The sequence below is a fragment of the Pseudomonas vlassakiae genome (assembly GCF_014269035.2).
GTDB lineage: Bacteria > Pseudomonadota > Gammaproteobacteria > Pseudomonadales > Pseudomonadaceae > Aquipseudomonas > Aquipseudomonas vlassakiae.
Map to the genome: position 1 here is coordinate 73,276 of NZ_JABWRP020000005.1, position 19,336 is coordinate 92,611.

At 63.8% G+C, this 19,336-nt stretch carries 18 protein-coding genes; 5 read left to right on the top strand and 13 right to left on the bottom strand.

Annotated features, from left to right (window positions below; genetic code table 11):
* Positions 1 to 137: 137 nt before the first annotated feature.
* Positions 138 to 347 (top strand): cold-shock protein, encoded by a 210-nt coding sequence (locus tag HU738_RS08370; protein WP_003252255.1) that lies wholly within the window; start codon positions 138 to 140, stop codon positions 345 to 347.
* 69 nt (positions 348 to 416) lie between these two features.
* Here HU738_RS08370 and HU738_RS08375 read toward each other — a convergent pair whose 3' ends face one another.
* The 4 genes from HU738_RS08375 to HU738_RS08390 all read right to left on the bottom strand — a co-directional run bounded on the left by HU738_RS08375 (position 417) and on the right by HU738_RS08390 (position 5,462).
* Positions 417 to 794 (bottom strand): hypothetical protein, encoded by a 378-nt coding sequence (locus HU738_RS08375; protein ID WP_176510100.1) that lies wholly within the window; start codon positions 792 to 794, stop codon positions 417 to 419.
* A gap of 17 nt (positions 795 to 811) precedes the next feature.
* Entirely contained in the window at positions 812 to 1,624 is an 813-nt protein-coding gene (locus tag HU738_RS08380; RefSeq protein ID WP_186603200.1) for a putative RNA methyltransferase, read from the bottom strand.
* On the bottom strand, positions 1,624 to 2,775 hold the full coding sequence (gene dapE / locus HU738_RS08385) for a succinyl-diaminopimelate desuccinylase (protein WP_186603199.1): 1,152 nt from the start codon (positions 2,773 to 2,775) through the stop codon (positions 1,624 to 1,626). Before dapE ends, HU738_RS08380 begins: the two co-directional genes overlap by 1 nt.
* A 95-nt stretch (positions 2,776 to 2,870) precedes the next feature.
* Complete coding sequence (locus HU738_RS08390; protein WP_176510375.1) at positions 2,871 to 5,462, bottom strand: glycosyltransferase; 2,592 nt, start codon at positions 5,460 to 5,462, stop codon at positions 2,871 to 2,873.
* 133 nt (positions 5,463 to 5,595) lie between these two features.
* Here HU738_RS08390 and tcdA point away from each other — a divergent pair, with 133 nt between their 5' ends.
* Positions 5,596 to 6,405 (top strand): tRNA cyclic N6-threonylcarbamoyladenosine(37) synthase TcdA, encoded by an 810-nt coding sequence (gene tcdA / locus HU738_RS08395; RefSeq protein WP_186603198.1) that lies wholly within the window; start codon positions 5,596 to 5,598, stop codon positions 6,403 to 6,405.
* A 110-nt stretch (positions 6,406 to 6,515) separates the two neighbouring features.
* Here tcdA and HU738_RS08400 read toward each other — a convergent pair whose 3' ends face one another.
* The 6 genes from HU738_RS08400 to HU738_RS08425 form a co-directional block, all read right to left on the bottom strand.
* Positions 6,516 to 6,926, bottom strand: coding sequence for a SufE family protein (locus HU738_RS08400; RefSeq protein WP_186603197.1), 411 nt, complete (start codon positions 6,924 to 6,926; stop codon positions 6,516 to 6,518).
* Positions 6,923 to 8,128, bottom strand: coding sequence for a cysteine desulfurase (locus HU738_RS08405; protein WP_186603196.1), 1,206 nt, complete (start codon positions 8,126 to 8,128; stop codon positions 6,923 to 6,925). Before HU738_RS08405 ends, HU738_RS08400 begins: the two co-directional genes overlap by 4 nt.
* A gap of 120 nt (positions 8,129 to 8,248) precedes the next feature.
* Positions 8,249 to 9,283 (bottom strand): 2,3,4,5-tetrahydropyridine-2,6-dicarboxylate N-succinyltransferase, encoded by a 1,035-nt coding sequence (dapD, locus tag HU738_RS08410; protein ID WP_099815359.1) that lies wholly within the window; start codon positions 9,281 to 9,283, stop codon positions 8,249 to 8,251.
* A gap of 31 nt (positions 9,284 to 9,314) precedes the next feature.
* Positions 9,315 to 9,662 carry an ArsC family reductase gene (locus HU738_RS08415; RefSeq protein ID WP_176506563.1) on the bottom strand — a complete coding sequence of 116 codons (348 nt, stop codon included), beginning with the start codon at positions 9,660 to 9,662 and terminating at the stop codon, positions 9,315 to 9,317.
* Between the two features lie 113 nt (positions 9,663 to 9,775).
* Positions 9,776 to 10,078 carry a type II toxin-antitoxin system antitoxin GraA gene (gene graA, locus HU738_RS08420; protein ID WP_186603195.1) on the bottom strand — a complete coding sequence of 101 codons (303 nt, stop codon included), beginning with the start codon at positions 10,076 to 10,078 and terminating at the stop codon, positions 9,776 to 9,778.
* Between the two features lie 8 nt (positions 10,079 to 10,086).
* Positions 10,087 to 10,365 carry a type II toxin-antitoxin system RelE/ParE family toxin gene (locus HU738_RS08425; protein ID WP_186603194.1) on the bottom strand — a complete coding sequence of 93 codons (279 nt, stop codon included), beginning with the start codon at positions 10,363 to 10,365 and terminating at the stop codon, positions 10,087 to 10,089.
* A 242-nt stretch (positions 10,366 to 10,607) separates the two neighbouring features.
* Here HU738_RS08425 and HU738_RS08430 point away from each other — a divergent pair, with 242 nt between their 5' ends.
* Positions 10,608 to 12,254 (top strand): Na+/H+ antiporter, encoded by a 1,647-nt coding sequence (locus HU738_RS08430; protein ID WP_186603193.1) that lies wholly within the window; start codon positions 10,608 to 10,610, stop codon positions 12,252 to 12,254.
* 120 nt (positions 12,255 to 12,374) lie between these two features.
* Here HU738_RS08430 and dapC read toward each other — a convergent pair whose 3' ends face one another.
* From dapC to map, 3 genes are read right to left on the bottom strand one after another with little or no spacing between them, the layout of a single operon-like run.
* Positions 12,375 to 13,571, bottom strand: coding sequence for a succinyldiaminopimelate transaminase (dapC, locus tag HU738_RS08435; protein ID WP_176506561.1), 1,197 nt, complete (start codon positions 13,569 to 13,571; stop codon positions 12,375 to 12,377).
* A 30-nt stretch (positions 13,572 to 13,601) separates the two neighbouring features.
* A complete protein-coding gene (locus HU738_RS08440) occupies positions 13,602 to 16,304 on the bottom strand; it encodes a [protein-PII] uridylyltransferase (protein WP_176506560.1) in 2,703 nt (900 codons plus the stop codon).
* Between the two features lie 35 nt (positions 16,305 to 16,339).
* Complete coding sequence (map, locus tag HU738_RS08445) at positions 16,340 to 17,122, bottom strand: type I methionyl aminopeptidase (RefSeq protein WP_016712936.1); 783 nt, start codon at positions 17,120 to 17,122, stop codon at positions 16,340 to 16,342.
* A 347-nt stretch (positions 17,123 to 17,469) separates the two neighbouring features.
* Here map and rpsB point away from each other — a divergent pair, with 347 nt between their 5' ends.
* Together rpsB and tsf are read left to right on the top strand one after the other, a co-directional pair.
* The gene (rpsB, locus tag HU738_RS08450) at positions 17,470 to 18,207 is read left to right on the top strand and encodes a 30S ribosomal protein S2 (protein ID WP_027920037.1); all 738 of its coding nucleotides are present in this window, start codon (positions 17,470 to 17,472) and stop codon (positions 18,205 to 18,207) included.
* Positions 18,208 to 18,391: 184 nt separating this feature from the next.
* Positions 18,392 to 19,255 carry a translation elongation factor Ts gene (gene tsf / locus HU738_RS08455; RefSeq protein WP_186603192.1) on the top strand — a complete coding sequence of 288 codons (864 nt, stop codon included), beginning with the start codon at positions 18,392 to 18,394 and terminating at the stop codon, positions 19,253 to 19,255.
* Positions 19,256 to 19,336 lie beyond the last annotated feature (81 nt).

Here is a 19,336-nt window from a genome sequence, read left to right on the forward strand (position 1 = left end):
CGGTCATGAAAATTTTTTGTTCTGTGTCATATACTCGGCCTGCCACTTGCAGGATATTTCGGCAAGCGGCGTCGACATAGGGAGGACACCCTGTGTCTACAAGGCGATCTTCACAATAAAAATCCGGAGTAGTTCAGATGTCGTCTCGTGAGACTGGGAATGTTAAGTGGTTCAACGATGCCAAAGGTTATGGCTTCATTCAGCGCGAAGGTGGTGCGGATGTATTCGTCCACTATCGGGCGATCCGCGGTGAGGGGCATCGTACCCTGGTCGAAGGGCAGCGGGTGGAATACGCCTGCGTGCAGGGCCAGAAAGGCCTGCAAGCCGAAGACGTAGTCGGGCTCTGAGCCTCTAGCTGTAGGCTTCAAGCTGCAAGCGACCGTGTGCTTGCAGCCTGATGCAACCTTTCTTGCAGCTCAAGCAGTACGCCAGGTGATTTCCTCTTCACCGTCGGCGCTGATGCGGACCCAGCGATCGGCATCGTCCTCACCGTCTTCCTCGACCCAGCCACCCGGCGCGCAACGCACCTCGACGTTCAGCGCGGCGAACGCGGCGCGGGCGCAGGCAACGTCATCGGCCCATGGGGTCTGGTCGCTTTCCAGGTAGAGGCTGTTCCATTTCCCTACAGCCTTGGGTAACCAGGTGACCGGAATGTTACCGGCCTGGCACTTGAAGGTCTGACCTTTCTGCTTCCATTCGCTGCACGGGCCGATTGCCTGGCTGAGCCACTCGGCAATCTGCTTGTGGTCGACGTCGGCGTCCTTCAGGTAGATCTCGATATCGGGTTGGCGCATAAGGGCTCCGGGTGTGCTCAGTGTTGGCGCACGAAATAGTCATAACGCATGGAAACCGTCACCTCGAACGGCTCGGGCTGGTCGATCACCCGGGCGCGCTTCTCGGCGCTGGCGCGCCAGCCGTGCGGGGTCATCGCCAGCAGGTCGGCACGGGCCTTGGGTTGGACCAGGCTCAGGCGGAACTCGAGGGTTTCGCTGTGGGCGTGGGCCATGCCTTCGGGCACCAGGGCCAGGTGCTTGTCGTCGGCGTAGGGGCGCACTTCATCGTAGAGCACTTCGCGCAGCTCCATGAGGTGGCCGCTGGTCGGGCCCACGCGCATCAGGCCGCCACCGGGGCTGAGCAGGCGCTTGGCCTCGTCCCAGTCCAGCGGGCTGAACACGCTGGCGATGAACTGGCAGCTGGCATCGGCCAACGGCACGCGGGCCATGCTGGCGACCATCCAGGTTACCTCGGGCGCACGGCGGCAGGCACGCTTGACCGCCTCGCGGGAGATGTCCAGGGCATAGCCATCGGCGCCCGGCAGGGCCTGGGCGATCTGCGCGGTGTAGTAACCCTCACCGCAACCGATGTCCAGCCAGGCGCCGGGTTGGCGCTCGGCGGCAAGCTCGGCCAGGCGCTGGGCCACCGGGGCATAGTGGCCGCCGTCGAGGAAGTCGCGGCGGGCTTGGACCATGGCCTGGTTGTCGCCTGGGTCACGGCTGTTCTTGTGCTGCACCGGCAGCAGGTTCAGGTAACCCTGGCGGGCGCGGTCGAAGCGGTGGCCGGCCGGGCACACCACGCCGTTGTCGAGCCGCGACAAGGCGGCCTGGCAGAGGGGGCAGGCGAGCATCAGGCGAGCAACCGGACCAGGGTCTGGTAGTAGATTTCGGTCAGCAGGTCGAGGTCGCTGGCCAGGATCCGCTCGTCGACCTGGTGGATGGTGGCGTTGACCGGGCCGAGTTCGACCACTTGGGTGCCCATGGTGGCAATGAAGCGGCCATCGGAGGTGCCGCCGCTGGTCGACGGTTGGGTGTCGCGGCCAGTGACGCCCTTGATGCTGGCCGACACCGCGTCGAGCAGTTCGCCCGGCTCGGTGAGGAACGGCAGGCCCGACAGCGCCCAGTCGACCGACCAGTCCAGCTCGTGCTTGTCGAGGATCGCCGAAACCCGCGCCTGCAGGCCTTCGACGGTCGACTCGGTGGAGAAGCGGAAGTTGAACAGCGCGGTCAGCTCACCCGGGACCACGTTGGTGGCGCCGGTGCCGGCGTTGAGGTTGGAGATCTGGAAGCTGGTCGGCGGGAAGAATACGTTGCCTTCATCCCAGTGCTCGGCTGCCAGTTCCGCCAATGCCGGGGCGGCCAGGTGGATCGGGTTGCGAGCCAGGTGCGGGTAGGCCACATGGCCTTGCTTGCCGCGCACGGTCAGCTTGGCACCGAGCGAGCCGCGACGGCCGTTCTTGACCACGTCACCGAGCAGGGTGGTGCTCGACGGCTCGCCGACGATGCACCAGTCCAGGCGCTCGTTGCGTGCCTTCAGGCGCTCGACCACGGCCTTGGTGCCGTGGTGCGCCGGGCCTTCCTCGTCGCTGGTGATCAGGAAGGCGACCTTGCCGCGGTGGTTCGGGTAGTCCTGCACGAAGCGCTCGCTGGCGATCACCATCGAGGCCAGGCTGCCTTTCATGTCGGCGGCGCCGCGGCCGCAGAGCATGCCGTCGGCGTCGATCAACGCCTCGAATGGCTCGTGTTGCCACTGCTGCACCGGGCCGGTGGGGACCACGTCGGTATGGCCGGCGAAGCACAGGACCGGGCCATCCTGGGTACCGTGGGTAGCCCAGAAGTTATCGACGTCTTCGAAACGCATCGGCTCCAGCTGGAAGCCCACGGCGCCCAGGCGGTTCATCATCTGTGCCTGGCAGTCGGCGTCGACGGGGGTGACCGAGGGGCGACGGATCAGGTCGCAGGCCAGTTGAAGGGTGGGCGAGAGCTCGGCAGGGGCCGTCATGGGGGACTCCGGGGCAAGGCGAGGCGGGGAAATCTGAGGGGCGTTATCTTATATCAAACAGAGGGGGCTTGGGGGCGCAAAGCGCCCCCGCCCTCTCAAACCTGTTGTGCTTCGGCGGCCTTCTCGACCGGCTTGGGCAGCGACGACAGAAACGCCATCACCAGCGCAGCCACATAGGGCAGCGACTGCACCAGCAACATCGCCACCCAGAAGCGCATGTCCGAACTCGGCAGCCCCTGCACCAGGAATATGCCAAGTGCCGCGCCCCACAGCAGCAACATGATGAACAGCTCTTCCCGTGCTTCGGAAATCGCCACCAGCAAGCCATGGCTGTCGGCGTTCTTCGGTGTGCGGAAGAACGGCATGCTGCTGGTGAAGAAGCCGTAAAGCACCGCCTTGGCAATGGTATGCGACAGCGCCAGCCCCGCCAGTGCCGCAGCAAAGGCATCCTTGAGGTTCACCCCTACCGCACGGCGGTAGAGGAAGATGATCTTGCCGACCTTGAAGAAGAATAGCGCCAGCGGCGGGATGGCAAAGATCATCAGCGGCGGGTCGACCCGGTGCGGGACAATGATCATCGCCGCCGACCACAGCAGCGCGCCGACCGTGAAGAAGATGTTCATGCCGTCGGCGACCCACGGCAGCCAGCCGGCCAGGAAGTGATAGCGCTGGCCACGGGTCAGCTCGCTGCCCTTGCCGCGCAGCAGGGCGCTGGCGTGGTGCTTGATGATCTGGATGGCGCCATAGGCCCAGCGGAAACGCTGCTTCTTGAAGTCGATGAAGGTGTCGGGCATCAGGCCCTTGCCATAGCTATTGTGCGAATAGGCTGCCGACAGGCCTTTCTCGAATACCCGCAGGCCCAGCTCGGCGTCTTCGCAGATGCACCACTCGGCCCAGCCCAGCTCTTGCAGCACACTGCGGCGGGTCATGGTCATGGTGCCGTGCTGGATGATCGCGTCACGGTCGTTGCGAGTGACCATGCCAATGTGGAAGAAGCCTTTGTATTCGCTGTAGCAGAGCTTCTTGAAGGTGCTTTCGTGCTGGTCGCGGTAGTCCTGTGGCGACTGCACCACGGCGATCTTCGGGTCAGCGAAGTGCGGCACCATGTGCTTGAGCCAGTTACGGTCGACGCAGTAGTCCGAGTCGATTACCGCGATCACCTCAGCGTCCTTGGCTGTATGCGGGATCAGGTAGTTCAGGGCGCCGCCCTTGAAGCCGGCCAGGGGCGCGACATGGAAGAACTTGAAACGCTCGCCAAGCTTCTCGCAGTGGGCCTTGAGTGGCTCCCACACGGCCGGGTCCTTGGTGTTGTTGTCGATCACCAGCACTTCATAGTCCGGGTAGTCCAGCGCGGCGAGGGCGTCGAGGGTCTGCTTGACCATCTCCGGTGGCTCGTTGTAGCACGGCACATGCACTGACACCTTGGGCCGGTAGGCGCTGTCGCCCTGCACCGGCAGGAATTCGCGGCGGCGCTTGTGGATCCACACGGCTTCGGCCAGTTCGTGGGCCTCGGTCATCAACACGATGAACACGCCCAGCGCGCCGAGCGCCAGCAACACGCCGACGGTCAGGCTGAACCAGGTGCTGTATTGCTGGCTGTAGTCGTAGGCGATCCACACCAGCACCGACCCGCACAGGAAGGTGATGAAGGTGAGGAAGGTGCGGCCGCGCTGGCGCAAGGCCGAGCCGTCGATCAGCAGCACGGCCAGGGCGATCATCGCCAGGACCACCGAAGCGACCGCCAGGGCCCGCCACTGCGGGATCGCCACCACCGGCCCCTCGAAGTTGAACTTCTGCTGGCGCTCGGCGTTGTACACGCCCCAGTAGGCGCCTACCGAACCTTCGTCGTTGGCCTTCCACGGCTGGTCGTAGGCCTCGATGACGAAGTAGTTGTAGCCCCGTCGGTTCAGGGTGTTGACCAGGGTGCGCAGGTAGATGGCCTGGTCGGCCTGGGTGGCGTCGGCGCCGCCGCGCATGCGGCCGTTGCTCGGCCAGCCGACTTCCGACAGCAGCAGCGGCTTGTGCGAGAACTGGTGGCGTAGCTCGCGGGCGCGGTCGAGGACGAACTGCACCGAGTCTTTCATCGGCACGAACTCCCAGTACGGCAGGATGTGCGCGGCGATCAGGTCGACGTGCCTGGCCAGTTCCGGGTGTTCCTTCCAGATGTGCCACTGCTCGCTGGTGGTGACCGGCACCTTGACGGCGGCGCGCACGCGATCGAGGTACTGAATCAGCTCTTCGGGCGTCACCTCCTCGCGGAACAGCGCTTCGTTGCCGACCACCACCCGCACCACACTGCGCGAGTGGTTGGCCAGTTCGATGCCTTTTTCGATCTCGCGTTCGTTGCGCTCCAGGTCCTTGCTGATCCAGATGCCCAAGGTCACCCGCAGGCCGAACTCCTCGGCCAGCCGAGGGATTTCGGCCTGGGTGCCCTCGACGGTATAGATGCGGATGTTGTCGGTGAGCTTGTTTAGCTGCTCCAGGTCCTGGCGCATCTCGTCATCGCTGGGGTACTGGCCCTTTTGCGGGCTTTCCCCAAGGCGGAAGGGCGAGTACGAGAAGCCGGAGATCTGTTCCGGCCAGGCAGGCGCGGAGACCGGGCGGTTGATGAGTGCCCAGAACCCGGTGAACAGCGCGGCGATGGCCAGGACCACCACCAGGTTGAGGCCGAATTTGCGAGATGACATTGTGGTCCGATTCTGTCCAAGTGATAGGACATTAAAGCAGTAATGGTAGGGTGTTTCCTAACGATGGAGGTGAAAGCGGCCGCTGGCCTATAATGCGCGCCGCATTTTCGGGTACGAGCGTTGAGGTAGGAACATGAGCACTGAAGATCCACGCTTCGCCGGCGTTGCCCGGCTGTATGGCGACCAGGGCCTGCAGCGCCTGGGCAATGCCCATGTGGCCGTCGTCGGCATCGGCGGGGTCGGCTCGTGGGCGGCCGAGGCCCTGGCGCGCAGTGGCGTCGGCGAAATCACCCTGTTCGACCTGGACGATGTCTGCGTCAGCAATACCAACCGTCAGGCCCATGCGCTGGAAGGCCAGGTCGGGCGGCCCAAGGTCGAGGTGATGGCCGAACGCCTGCGGGCGATCAACCCGAAGATTACCGTGCACGCGGTGGCGGATTTTGTCACTCGCGAGACCATGGCCGAGTACATCACCGAGGAGATGGATGCAGTGATCGACTGCATCGACAGCGTGATGGCCAAGGCCGCGCTGATTGCCTGGTGTCGGCGCCGCAAGATCGCCATCGTCACCACCGGGGGGGCGGGCGGGCAGATCGACCCGACCCAGATCCAGGTCGGCGACCTCAACAAGACCTTCAACGACCCGTTGGCTTCACGGGTGCGTTCGACCCTGCGCCGGGACTATAACTTCTCGCGCAATACCAGCCGCAACTACGGCGTGCCATGCGTGTTTTCCAGCGAACAGCTGCGTTATCCGAAGGGGGATGGCAGTGTTTGCTTGCAGAAGAGCTTCGTCGGCGAAGGCGTGCGCCTGGACTGCGCGGGGGGCTTTGGCGCGGTGATGATGGTGACTGCGACCTTTGGCATGGTCGCGGCGAGCAAGGCGATCGAAAAACTGGTGGCCGGCGCGCGGCGGCCATCGGAGCGGGTCAAACCGGAATAATTGCGCTGGCTGCTTCGCGGGTGAACCCGCTCCCACAGGCACAGCACAGCTCTCACTGGCGATGATGACCCTGTAGGAGTGGGTTTACCCGCGAAGCAGGCGCCGCGGACTTAACGGCTGGTTGCCAACTCTGCCATTCGCAGCAACACCGCATGCAGCCCATTGCTGCGCGACGGCGACAGTTGCCGTTCCAGCCCTAACTGGGTAAACCACGCTCGCAGATCCAGCCCGGCCAGTTCCGCGCTGTCCACCCCTTGAACCCGCGCCAGCAGCAGCGCCAGCAACCCGCGCAGCAACCGCGCATCGCTGCTCGCCTTGAAGTGCCACTGTCCTTCGACCCGTTCCGCCACCAGCCACACCAGGCTTTCGCAGCCATGTACGCGGTTGGCCTCGGTCTTTTCGGCGTCATCCAGTGGCGCCAGGCGGTCGCCCCATTGCATCAGCAGCCGCGCCCGCTGTTCCCAGCCGTGGGCCTGCTCGAAGCTTTCCAACGCTTGCTGGGCTGGCAAGGGCAAACTCATCGCAGTAACTCCAGGCCCTGGTCCAGCGCCGCGAAGAACCGTTGCAGGTCGTCACTGTCGTTGTACAGCCCCAGCGACACCCGAATCGCCCCCTCCAGCCCCAGCCCCTTGAGCAGCGGCATCGCGCAGTGATGCCCGGCGCGCACGGCAATGCCTTGCTCGGTCAGCAGGTGGGCGATGTCGGCGTTGTGTACACCGTCGATGACGAAGCTGGCCAGGGCCGTCTGTGGTGTGCCAAGGACGCGCACACCGTCGCGGTCGGCCAGGCCGCGCAGCAGATGCTGGTGCAGGCTGGCTTCGTGAGCCTCGACGGCAGGGGTGTCGAGGCTGGCCAGGTAATCCAGCGTCGCGCCCAGCCCGATGACCCCGGCGATCGGCGGCGTGCCGGCCTCGAAACCCAGTGGCGCGGGGCGAAAGCTGGCGCTCTGGTAGTCGGCCATTTGCACCATTTCGCCGCCAAACTGCCAGTGGCGCAGCAGTTCAAGTGCCTGGGTACGGCCGTACAGGACGCCGACACCCTCCGGCCCATAAAGCTTGTGGCTCGAAAATACGTAGAAGTCGCAGCCCAACTGCTGCACATCATGGCGGCCATGCACGACGCCCTGGGCGCCATCGACCACGGTCAGCGCGCCCTGGGCGCGGGCATGGGCCAGCAACGCAGGCAATGGTTGCCATGTGCCGAGCACGTTGGACAGCTGGCTGACGGCGAGCACACGGGTGCGCGGGCCGATCAGCTGCAGCGCCTGCTCCAGGTCGATGCGGCCATGCTCGTCCAGCGGCAACACCACCAGGCGCAGGCCGCGCCGCCGGGCCAGTTGTTGCCAAGGCAGCAGGTTGGCGTGGTGCTCCAGGGCGCTGATGGCAATCTCGTCGCCCGCTTCGAAGCGGTGTTCCAGGCCATAGGCCAGCAGGTTCAGCGCCGAGGTGGCGCCATGGGTGAAGACGATCTGCCGTGAGTCCGCCGCATTGAGCCAGGTCGCCACCTTGTCGCGGCTGGTCTCGAAAGCCTGGGTTGCCAGCGCACCGGGCAGGTGCTGGGCGCGGTGCACGTTGGCAGCGCCATGGCCGTAGTAATGGCTCAGGGCATCGAGCAACGCCTGGGGCTTCTGGGTGGTAGCGGCGCTGTCCAGGTAGGTCTGGTGCTGCCGTTGCAGGGCGGCGATGGCGGGGAAGTCGGCGCGCCAGGGGGAGGGCTGGAACATGTTCGCGGGGCCTGGAATGAAAATCGGGTCTGGCGAGGTGCCAGACCCGATCTTAACATTACAAATGCTGAGCGTCCGCTGATCGCGGGCAAGCCCGCTCCTACAAGGCTCTCAATATTCTCAGTTGTGGGCGTGCAGCGCCTCGTTCAGCTCGATGGCCGACTTGTGGGTCTTGCACTCCACTGCGCCGTTCAGCGAGTTGCGGCGGAACAGCAGGTCGGTCTGGCCGGCCAGGTCGCGGGCCTTGACCACTTTCACCAGCTCGTTGTTCTCATCCAGCAGGTTCACCTTGGTGCCAGCGGTGATGTACAGGCCGGCTTCGACGGTGTTGCGGTCGCCCAGCGGAATGCCGATACCGGCGTTGGCGCCGATCAGGCAGCCTTCGCCGACCTTGATGACTATGTTGCCGCCACCGGACAGGGTGCCCATGGTCGAGCAGCCGCCGCCCAGGTCCGAACCCTTGCCGACGAATACGCCAGCGGAAACGCGGCCTTCGATCATGCCCGGGCCTTCGGTGCCCGCGTTAAAGTTGACGAAGCCTTCGTGCATGATGGTGGTGCCTTCGCCGATGTAGGCGCCCAGGCGCACGCGGGCGGTGTCGGCGATGCGCACGCCGGCCGGGACCACGTAGTCGGTCATTTTCGGGAACTTGTCCACCGAGAACACTTCCAGCAGCTCGCCCTTCAGGCGCGCTTCCAGTTGCAGTTCGGCCAGCTCGCTCAGGTCGACCGCGCCCTGGTTGGTCCAGGCCACGTTCGGCAGCAGCGGGAAAATGCCGGCCAGGCTCAGGCCGTGCGGCTTGACCAGGCGATGCGACAGCAGGTGCAGCTTGAGGTAGGCCTCTGGGGTCGACGCCAGTGCGGCATCTTCGGCCAGCAGGGTGGCGACCAGCGGCTTGTGGCTTTCGGCCAGGCGGGTCAGCAGGGCGGCTTGGGCGGCGTCCACGCCTTTGACGGCTTCGGCCAGCTGGGCGGCCTGGGCGTTGCTGAAGGTGATGGCCTGGTTGCCGCCTTCATAGCCGAGGATTGGCGCTACTGCGGCAACCAGTTCGGCGCTCGGGTTGAGCAGGGGTTGTGCGTAGAACACTTCCAGCCAGGTGCCCTGGCGGTTCTGGGAGCCGACACCGAAGGCCAGGCTGAACAGGGTATTGGACATATGATTACCTCGTGCGAAATAGGGTAAAGGCTCAGGCCAGTGCAGCGGCGTACAGGTCGGGCTTGAAGCCGACCAGGGTGCGCCCGCCAAGGTCGAGTACCGGGCGCTTGATCATCGACGGCTGGGCGTGCATCAGTTCGACGGCCCTGGCCTGGTCGAGGTCGGCCTTGCTGGCGTCGTCGAGCTTGCGGAAGGTGGTGCCGGCACGGTTGAGGATGACTTCCCAGCCGTGTTCGTCACACCAGCGGTTGAGGCTGTCGCGGTCGATGCCTTGAGTCTTGTAGTCGTGGAATTCGTAGGCGATGGCTTTGTCTTCCAGCCAGGTGCGCGCCTTTTTCATGGTGTCACAGGCTTTGATGCCGTAGAGCGTGTAGGTCATTGTGTACATTGAGGCCACAGGCTGCCTCAATCTCTCCCTTTCCGAATGTCAGTCGCGGGATTATGCGGGAACGATCCTTGCGGCGCCACGCCCGTGGCGCCCCTGATTGATGATCAGGCGGCGACCAGCCGTTGTACTGATCCGATGATCTCATCGCCATGTTGCTGTTCGGCCGTGCGCAGGTCGAAGGCGCTCTGCAGGTTGAGCCAGAACTCGGGGGTGGTGTCCAGGCAGATGGACAGGCGCAGTGCCATGTCGGCGGACACACCGCCCCGTTCGCGCAGGATGTTGTTGACGGTTGGCGTGGCGACGCCGAGCGCCCTGGCCAGTGCAGCGGCACTGAAGCCCATTTCTTTCTGGAAGTCCTCGCGCAGGACTTCACCGGGATGTACTGGACGCATGCCGTTCTTGAGCATGATGCACCTCAATGGTAATCGACAATTTCAACGTTGGCCGGGCCGTTTTCGGTCCAGATGAAGCACAGGCGCCATTGATCGTTGATACGAATGCTGTGCTGGCCTGCGCGGTTTCCGCTCAATGCCTCGAGGCGATTGCCAGGTGGCGAGCGCAGGTCTCGAAGCTCTGTTGCGGCGTCGAGCATGGCCAGCTTACGCTCCACGACGGACTTGATACCCGACCATCGCCGTGCCTTTCCAGTGCTGAAGAGTGCTTCTGTGTCAGCACAGTTGAAGCTTCGAATCATGAGCCTGAATGCTTAACGTTATTCGTTAAGGGTGATTATACGATCAGTCAGCAGTATTACAAGCCCGCAGGTGGCGGGTGAGCACCGGTAACGATAGCTGGGTATCATCATGTTACATATTCATCCATCACCTGCGACTATCGTGCAGCGGCCTCGTTTCGCCATACCTCGCTAACATATTGTTTCAACGGCGATCTCTCGCCCCCGCTGTCGTTTTTGGTTCACAAAGGAAGCCTTCACGGATGCAGTCCGCCTACACCGTCCTCATCCTGCTGACGCTGGTAAGCGTGTCGAAACTGGTCGGGCGCATGATCCCGCTGCCGCTGCCATTGGTGCAGATCGCCGCAGGCGCATTGCTGGCCTGGCCGACCCTGGGCCTGCACGTGGCCCTGGACCCTGAATTGTTCCTGTTCCTGTTCCTGCCACCGTTGCTGTTCGCCGACGGCTGGCGTATCCCCAAGCGTGAGCTGTGGCGCATCCGCGGCCCGGTGGTGGCGCTGGCCGTGGGGCTGGTGCTGTTCACCGTGGTCGGCGCCGGCTACTTCATCCACGTGTTGCTGCCGAGCATTCCACTGCCGGTGGCCTTCGCCCTGGCCGCCGTGCTGTCGCCCACCGACGCCGTGGCCGTTTCGGCCATCACCCAGGATCGCCTGCCGACTCCGCTGATGCACATGCTGCAGGGCGAGGCATTGATGAACGATGCCTCGGGCCTGGTGACCTTCAAGTTCGCCCTGGCCGCGGCGATTACCGGGGCGTTCTCGCTGGCCGATGCCAGCTTCAGCTTCGTTCTGGTGGCCCTCGGCGGCCTGGCGGTGGGGGTTGCCCTGAGCTGGCTGATCGGGCGCCTGCGCGCCTGGATGATCGCTCGCGGCTGGGATGACCCGGCCACCCACGTGGTATTCATGCTGCTGCTGCCGTTTGCCGCCTATGTACTGGCCGAGCGCCTCGGCGTGTCGGGCATCCTCTCGGCGGTGGCCGCCGGCATGATGCAGAGCTGGCTCGACCTGTTGCCGCGCCAGACCAGCACGCGCCTGCTCAACCGCAGCGTCTGGTCGCTGCTGGAGTTCGCCTTCAACGGCCTGATCTTCCTGCTGTTGGGCCTGCAGCTGCCGGACATCATCAAGGCCGTGGTCAGCCACGAGGCCACTGTCTGGCCGACCCTGGCCTGGCGTTGCCTGGACGTGCTGGCGATCTTCGCCGCATTGATCGTGCTGCGTTTTGTCTGGGTGCAGAGCATCTGGCGGGCGATCGGTGTGGTTCGTCGCTGGCGCGGCAGGCCGGCGCTGGTACTGATGCCAACCATGCGCTCCTGCTGGTTGCTGACCTTGGGCGGTGTGCGCGGGGCGGTGACCCTGGCCGGTGTCATGTCGGTGCCGCTGTTGATGGGCGCGGGCCAGGCCTTCCCTGAGCGTGACCTGCTGATCTTCATCGCCGCCGGGGTGATCCTGCTGTCGTTGATCAGTGCCTGTGTTGCCCTGCCGCTGCTGCTACGCGGCGTCACCAAGAGCCCGGACGAACGGCTGCATCAGGAAGTGCAGGAAGCCTGGCGGCGTACGGCCGAGGCGGCGATCCATGCGCTGGAGGCGGAAGAGGTGATCGATGCCAGCGCGCCACAGGATGCGGCACAGGCAACCCTGGGCACGGAGCTCAAGGCGCGATTGATGGCCGAGTACCGGGATGAGCTGGACAGCTACAACGACACGGCCGAAGCACGGGCGCTGGCCGAACAGATGGACTTGCTGGAGCGACGTTTGCGTTTGCGCGCGCTGCGGGCGCAGCGGCTGGAGCTGTACAACCTGCATCGCCAGCATCTGGTGGGCGATGAGGTAGTGCGGCAGGTGCTCGGCGAGCTGGATTTGAGTGAGGCCAACCTGGGGCAGGTGAAATAAGTCGGGGCTACCCGTGCGCTCTGTGCGGGAGCGGGTTACCCGCGAATACTGGCGTAGCCGGTGCCATGCACCGTGTCGCCTGATTCGCGGGTGAACCCGCTCCCACAGGTCCCTGCCAAATCAGCGGTTTTGCAGGAAATTGCGAATCCGTTCCGCTGCCTCGATACACTCGGCCAGCGGCGCAACCAGCGCCATGCGCACCCGGCCAGCGCCCGGATTGACACCGTCGACTTCACGCGACAGGTACGACCCCGGCACCACGGTCACGTGCTGGGCCTCGAACAGGTCGCGGGTGAACTCGGCATCACCGCCCGGCACTTTGGCCCACAGGTAGAAGCTGCCGTCCGGGCGCTGCACGTCCATCACCGGCTGCAGGATATCGAGCACGGCATCGTACTTGGCGCGGTACTGGTCACGGTTCTCGCGGACATGCGCCTCGTCCTGCCAGGCGGCGATGCTGGCCAGCTGGGTCTGCACCGGCATGGCGCAACCGTGGTAGGTGCGGTACAGCAGGAACGGCTTGATGATCGATGCATCACCGGCGACGAAGCCCGAGCGCAGGCCCGGCAGGTTGGAGCGCTTGGACAGGCTGTGGAACACCACGCAGCGCTTGAAGTCGCTGCGGCCGAGTTCGGCACACGCGCTCAGCAGGCCTGGCGGCGGCGCGTCTTCGTCGAAGTACAGCTCGCTGTAGCACTCGTCGGCGGCAATCACGAAGTCGTGCTCGTCAGCCAGGGCGATCAGCTTCTTCAGGGTCGCCATCGGCACCAGCGCACCGGTCGGGTTGCCCGGCGAGCACAGGAACAGGATCTGGCAGCGCTTCCACACTTCGGCCGGCACGGCGTCGAAGTCCGGGTTGAAGCCGTTGTCTTCCAGGCAGGGCAGGTAATGCGGGGTGGCGCCGGCCAGCAGGGCGGCGCCTTCGTAGATCTGGTAGAACGGGTTGGGGCTGACCACCAGGCCGTCATCGGCACGGTTGACCACGGCCTGGGTGAAAGCGAACAGCGCCTCACGGGTGCCGTTGACCGGCAGGATGTGGCGGTCGGCGTCGAGCCAGCCGGCCGGCACGCCGAAGCGGCGTTCGCACCAGTGGCCGATGGCCTGGCGCAACGCCGGCAGGCCGAGAGTGCTCGGGTATACCGCCAGCTTGTCGAGGTTGTCGGCCATGGCCTGGGCGACGAACGCCGGCGATTCATGCTTCGGTTCACCGATCGACAGGGCAATGGCGCGTTTGTCCGCCGCCGGCTTCACAGTGCCCAGCAGGGCGCGCAGTTTCTCGAACGGGTAGGGCTGAAGCTGGGTCAAGGCATGGTTCATCGGCAGGAGATCTCGTCAATCGTCTAATCGTTAAAAAGTCACGCGGGTCGGGTTGGCATCGCTGGCCTGGCCGGCCTGCAGCTGCTGCACGATGGCTTCCTGCAGGCGGCTGCACAGCTGCGGGTCGGACAGCGGCTGGTTGTCGGCATCGGTGATGAAGAATACGTCCTCCACCCGCTCGCCGAGGGTGGCGATCTTGGCGTTCTGCAGCGACAGGTCGAACTCCAGGAAGATCCGCCCGAGCCGTGCCAGCAGGCCGGGGCGGTCTGGCGCAGTGATCTCGAGGATGGTCACCGGGCGCTGCGCATCGTTGAGGATGGTCACCTGCGGCGGGAAGTTGAAGTGCTTGAGCTGACGCGGCACCCGGCGCTGGATGATGGTCGGGTAGTCCTCGGGGTTGCGCAGTGCTTCGGTCAGGCCGTCGCGGATCTGCTTGACCCGCTGCGGGTTGTCGCCGATCGAGCCGCCGTCGTTGTCGAGCACGATGTAGGTGTCGAGGGTGAACTGGCTGCTCGAAGTGATGATCCGCGCATCATGGATGTTCAGGTTCAGCTGCGACATGGCGGCCACGGTCACGGCAAAGAAGTCGTGCTGGTCGGGGGCGTAGATGAAGATCTGCGTACCGCCTTCGAACTCGCGCTGGGTGGTTTCCTTGATCAGCACCAGCGGCCCGCCATCGGCCGGTTGCTGCAGGATGGCGTCGCTGTGCCAGGCCACATCGGCGGCGTTGTGCTTGAGGAAGTAGTCATCGCCCAGCTGCGACCATAACTGCTCGACATCGTCCGGGTCGGTACCCTCGCGCACCAGGATGTCCAGCGCCGCCGACTGGGTCTGGCGGATCTGTTCCTCGCGGTCCAGCGGGTTTTCCAGGCCACGGCGCAGGGCGCGCTTGGTCTCGGTGTAGAGCTGGCGCAGCAGGCTGGCGCGCCAGGAGTTCCACAGGCTGGGGTTGGTGGCGTTGATGTCGGCCACGGTCAGTACGTACAGGTAGTCCAGGCGCGTCTCGTCGCCCACATGCAAGGCGAAATCGTTGATCACCTGCGGATCGGACAGGTCCTTGCGCTGGGCGGTGGTCGACATCACCAGGTGGTTCTGCACCAGCCAGACGATCAGCCGGCTGTCCCAGGCCGGCAACTGGTGCCGTTCGCAGAACTTCTGCGCATCCACCGCACCGATCTCGGAGTGATCGCCCTGGCGACCCTTGCCGATGTCGTGGTACAGGCCCGCCAGGTAGATCAGCTCGGGCTTGGGCAGGCGGCCCATGAGCTTGCTGGCCAGCGGGAATTTCTCGGATACCGGCGTGTACTGCAGCTTGCGCAGGTGCTTGATGAGGTTGAGGGTGTGCGCATCGACCGTGTAGATGTGGAACAGGTCGTGCTGCATTTGCCCGACGATCAGGCCGAATTCCGGCAGGTAGCGGCCAAGGATGCCGTAGCGGTTCATCCGCCGCAGGTTGCGGTGGATGCCGATTTCGCACTTGAACAGCTCGATGAACAGGCTGGTATTGCGGATATCGTTGCGGAAGGTGTCGTCGATCAGGTGCCGGTGTTCGCGCAGCAGGCGCACGGTATCGGCACGCACGCCCTTGATCTCCGGATGCTGGGCCATCAGCACGAAGATCTCCATCATGGCGAACGGGGTGCGCCTGAACACGTTCGGCCTGACCGCTTCGATGTAACCGTCATGCAGGCGGAAGCGCGCATTCAGCGGCTGGGTGGTGCCGCTGCCATCATCGGCGAGGATGACTTCCTCGAAGTGCTGGATGATCAGGTCGCACAGCTGGCTGATGCTCATCACCACCCGGTAGTACTGCTGCATGAACTGTTCGATGGCGCGCTTGGGGTTGTCGTCGCTGTAGCCGAGCAGTGCAGCAATGCTGCGCTGGTGATCGAACAGCAGGCGGTCCTCGGCGCGGCCGGCGAGCATGTGCAGGGCATAGCGCACTTTCCACAGGAAGTCCTGGGACGAGGCCAGCAGTTCGTTCTCGCTTTCCAGCAGGAAGCCTTCGCCGGCCAGGGCATGCAGGTTCAGCGTGCCGTACTGGCGGCGGGCGACCCAGAGCACCGTCTGGATGTCGCGCAAGCCACCGGGCGAGCCCTTGACGTTGGGTTCGAGGTTGTACTCGGTGTCGTTGTACTTGTGGTGGCGGGCCTTGAGTTCGGCACGCTTGGCCAGGAAGAAATCCTTGCTCGGCCACATGTAGCCGGTGCTGGTCACCTCGAGCATGCGCTGGCGCAGCGCTTCGGGGCCGGCGATGGTCCGGCTTTCCATCAGGTTGGTGATGACCGTCAGGTCGGCGCGGGCCTGTTCGGCGCATTCGTCGACGGTGCGCACGCTCTGGCCGACTTCCAGGCCGATGTCCCAGAGCAGGGTGAGGAAGCGCTCGATAGCCTCGCGGTACTGCTCATGCTCGGCGGCGCCGAGCAGAATCAGCAGGTCGATGTCCGAGTGCGGGTGCAGCTCGCCGCGGCCATAGCCGCCGACCGCCACCAGCGCGATACCGCTCGGGTCGCCCCAGTCGAACTGGTTCCAGGCCTGTTGCAGGATGTTGTCCACGAGCCAGGCGCGGGCTTCGATCAGCGGGCGGATTTCGCAGCCCGCACGAAAGCGCTTGTCGAGCACCTCGCCGGCCTGGCGGATGGCTTTCTTGAAGGCGGCGATGGGGCTCGCCTTGAGGGCCAGTTCCGCCTGGAACTGGCCACGGTCGAACAGCTCGGGATCCACCTGGGGCATCGCGTCGCGTTCCTGTCTTTAGGTTGCCTTGGGTATCAGGCCGAGGTGCGCGGGATGGTGTCGTCCTTGCGCAGGGTGAAGATCTCGTAACCGGTAGCCGTCACCACCAGGGTATGTTCCCACTGGGCCGAGAGCTTGCGGTCCTTGGTGATGGCGGTCCAGCCGTCGCCCAGCACCTTGGTGTCGGCCTTGCCCTGGTTGATCATCGGCTCGATGGTGAAGGTCATGCCTTCCTTGAGCTCCATGCCGGTGCCAGCGCGGCCGTAGTGGAGGATCTGCGGCTCTTCATGGAACACCTTGCCGATGCCGTGGCCGCAGAACTCGCGCACCACCGAGAAACCATTCTTCTCGGCGTGCTTCTGGATCACCTCACCGATATCGCCCAGGCGGCAGCCCGGCTTGACCAGTTCGATGGCCTTGTACATGCATTCCTGGGTGACCTTGGACAGGCGCTCGGCCCAGACTGGCACGGTGCCGACGTGGAACATGCGGCTGGTGTCGCCGTGGTAGCCGTCCTTGATCACGGTGACGTCGATGTTGAGCGTGTCCCCGTCCTTGAGCGGCTTGTCGTTGGGGATGCCGTGGCAGACCACATGGTTGATCGAGGTGCAGATCGACTTCGGGTAGCCCTTGTAGTTGAGGGGCGCCGGGATGGCCTGCTGGACGTTGACGATGTAGTCGTGGCACAGGCGGTCGAGCGCTTCGGTGGTGACACCGGGCTTGACGTGTTCTTCGATCATTTCCAGCACTTCGGCGGCCAGGCGGCCGGCGATGCGCATCTTCTCGATGTCTTCTGCAGTCTTGATGGTGACGGTCATTACAGGCTCTCTACGGCGCCGCAGACGGCGCGAACAAACGGGAAAGGCCGGATTCTAGCAGAGCAGGGCGGCATTCTGTCGGGATAAAGGCGGTCATGCTGCTGTCTATAAGGAGGCATTCTGGCCTGTTTGGCAGGGGGCTGCAAAAACTGCTGACGGACGCAACCTGATCCGGGTTCCGTTCGCTCGCGGTCTGTGGTATAAAATGCGCCGCTTTCGGGGACGACCCCGTCAGCTCCAAACCCACACACGTGTCGACACGATGGCCTGGGTGCCCCGATTCTCCGGAAACGTGGGTTGGTCATTGGGATACGTGGAGGCCCAACCCGACTTATCAAGGAACTATCATGTCCCAAGTCAACATGCGCGATATGCTGAAGGCCGGTGTGCACTTCGGCCACCAGACCCGTTACTGGAACCCGAAAATGGGCAAGTACATTTTCGGCGCGCGTAACAAGATTCACATCATCAACCTGGAAAAAACCCTGCCGATGTTCAACGACGCTCTGTCGTTCGTAGAGCGCCTGGCCCAGGGCAAGAACAAGATCCTGTTCGTCGGCACCAAGCGTTCCGCCGGCAAGATCGTTGCCGAGCAAGCTGCTCGCGCAGGTTCGCCATACGTTGATCACCGTTGGTTGGGCGGCATGCTGACCAACTACAAGACCATCCGTGCTTCGATCAAGCGTCTGCGCGACCTGGAAACCCAGGCCGAAGATGGCACCTTCGCCAAGCTGACCAAGAAAGAAGCCCTGATGCGTTCGCGCGATCTGGAAAAGCTGGACCGCAGCCTGGGTGGTATCAAGGACATGGGCGGTCTGCCTGATGCCCTGTTCGTGATCGACGTTGACCACGAGCGCATTGCTATCACCGAAGCCAACAAGCTGGGCATCCCGGTTATCGGCGTTGTCGATACCAACAGCAGCCCAGAAGGCGTTGACTTCGTTATCCCAGGTAACGATGACGCCATCCGCGCTATCGAGCTGTACATGACTTCGATGGCTGACGCCGTCATCCGCGGCCGCAACAACGTTGCCGGCGGTACTGAAGTCTACGCTGAAGAAGCGGCTGCACCTGCTGCTGAGTAATAGGCGCTAGCGTCTACTTGGCACGCGAAAAGGGGGCTCTGCCCCCTTTTTGCCACCTTGAAATCCTGCTGTCAGCAACGGCCCCGCATGATGGGCGAGCTGATATAAAGGCAGCGATTTGCAGAATTTAACGCCCGTGACGAGCGGGTGGAATGGTTGAAAAACTTTCCAAGAGGATTTTGAAATGGCAGCAATTACTGCAGCGCTGGTCAAAGAACTGCGCGAGCGTACCGGCGAAGGCATGATGGATTGCAAAAAGGCCCTGGAAAAGGCCGGCGGCGACATCGAAAAAGCCATTGACGACATGCGTGCCTCGGGCGCCATCAAGGCCGCCAAGAAGGCTGGCAACGTCGCTGCTGAAGGCGCTATCGCCGTCAAGGCCGACGGCAAAGCCGCCGTCCTGCTGGAAGTGAACTCGCAGACCGACTTCCTGGCCCTGCAAGACGACTTCAAGAACTTCGTGGCCGAAAGCCTGGAAGAAGCTTTCGCTCAGAAGCTGACCGACGCCGCTCCCCTGGTTGCCTCGCGTGAAGCAGCTCGTGAAGCCCTGGTCGCCAAGTGCGGCGAGAACGTCAACATCCGTCGCCTGGTGCGTGTTGAGGGTGACGTTGTCGGTGCCTACCTGCACGGCAACAAGATCGGCGCTGCCGTTGTTCTGAAAGGCGGCGACGTCGAGCTGGCCAAGAACATCGCCATGCACGTTGCAGCTTCGAACCCGGAGTTCCTGGATTCGTCGGAAATCTCCGCTGAAGCCATCGAGCGCGAGAAGAACGTCTTCCTGCAGCTGAACGCCGACAAGATCGCTGGCAAGCCGGAAAACATCGTTGAAAACATGATCAACGGTCGTATCACCAAGTTCAAGGCCGAAGCCTCGCTGAAAGAGCAGGCTTTCGTCATGAACCCAGAAGTCAAAGTTGGCGAGCTGGCCAAGAAAGCCGGTGCTGAAATCGTTTCCTTCACCTACTTCAAGGTTGGCGAAGGCATCGAGAAGCCAGTTGACGATTTCGCTGCTGAAGTTGCTGCCCAGGTAGCTGCTGCCAAGCAGTAAGACAGCCCCGTCTGTCGCCCCAAAGAGGCTGCCCGCTCACGCGCGCAGCCTCTTTGTCAAAACGGCGAAGGGTTTACAGGG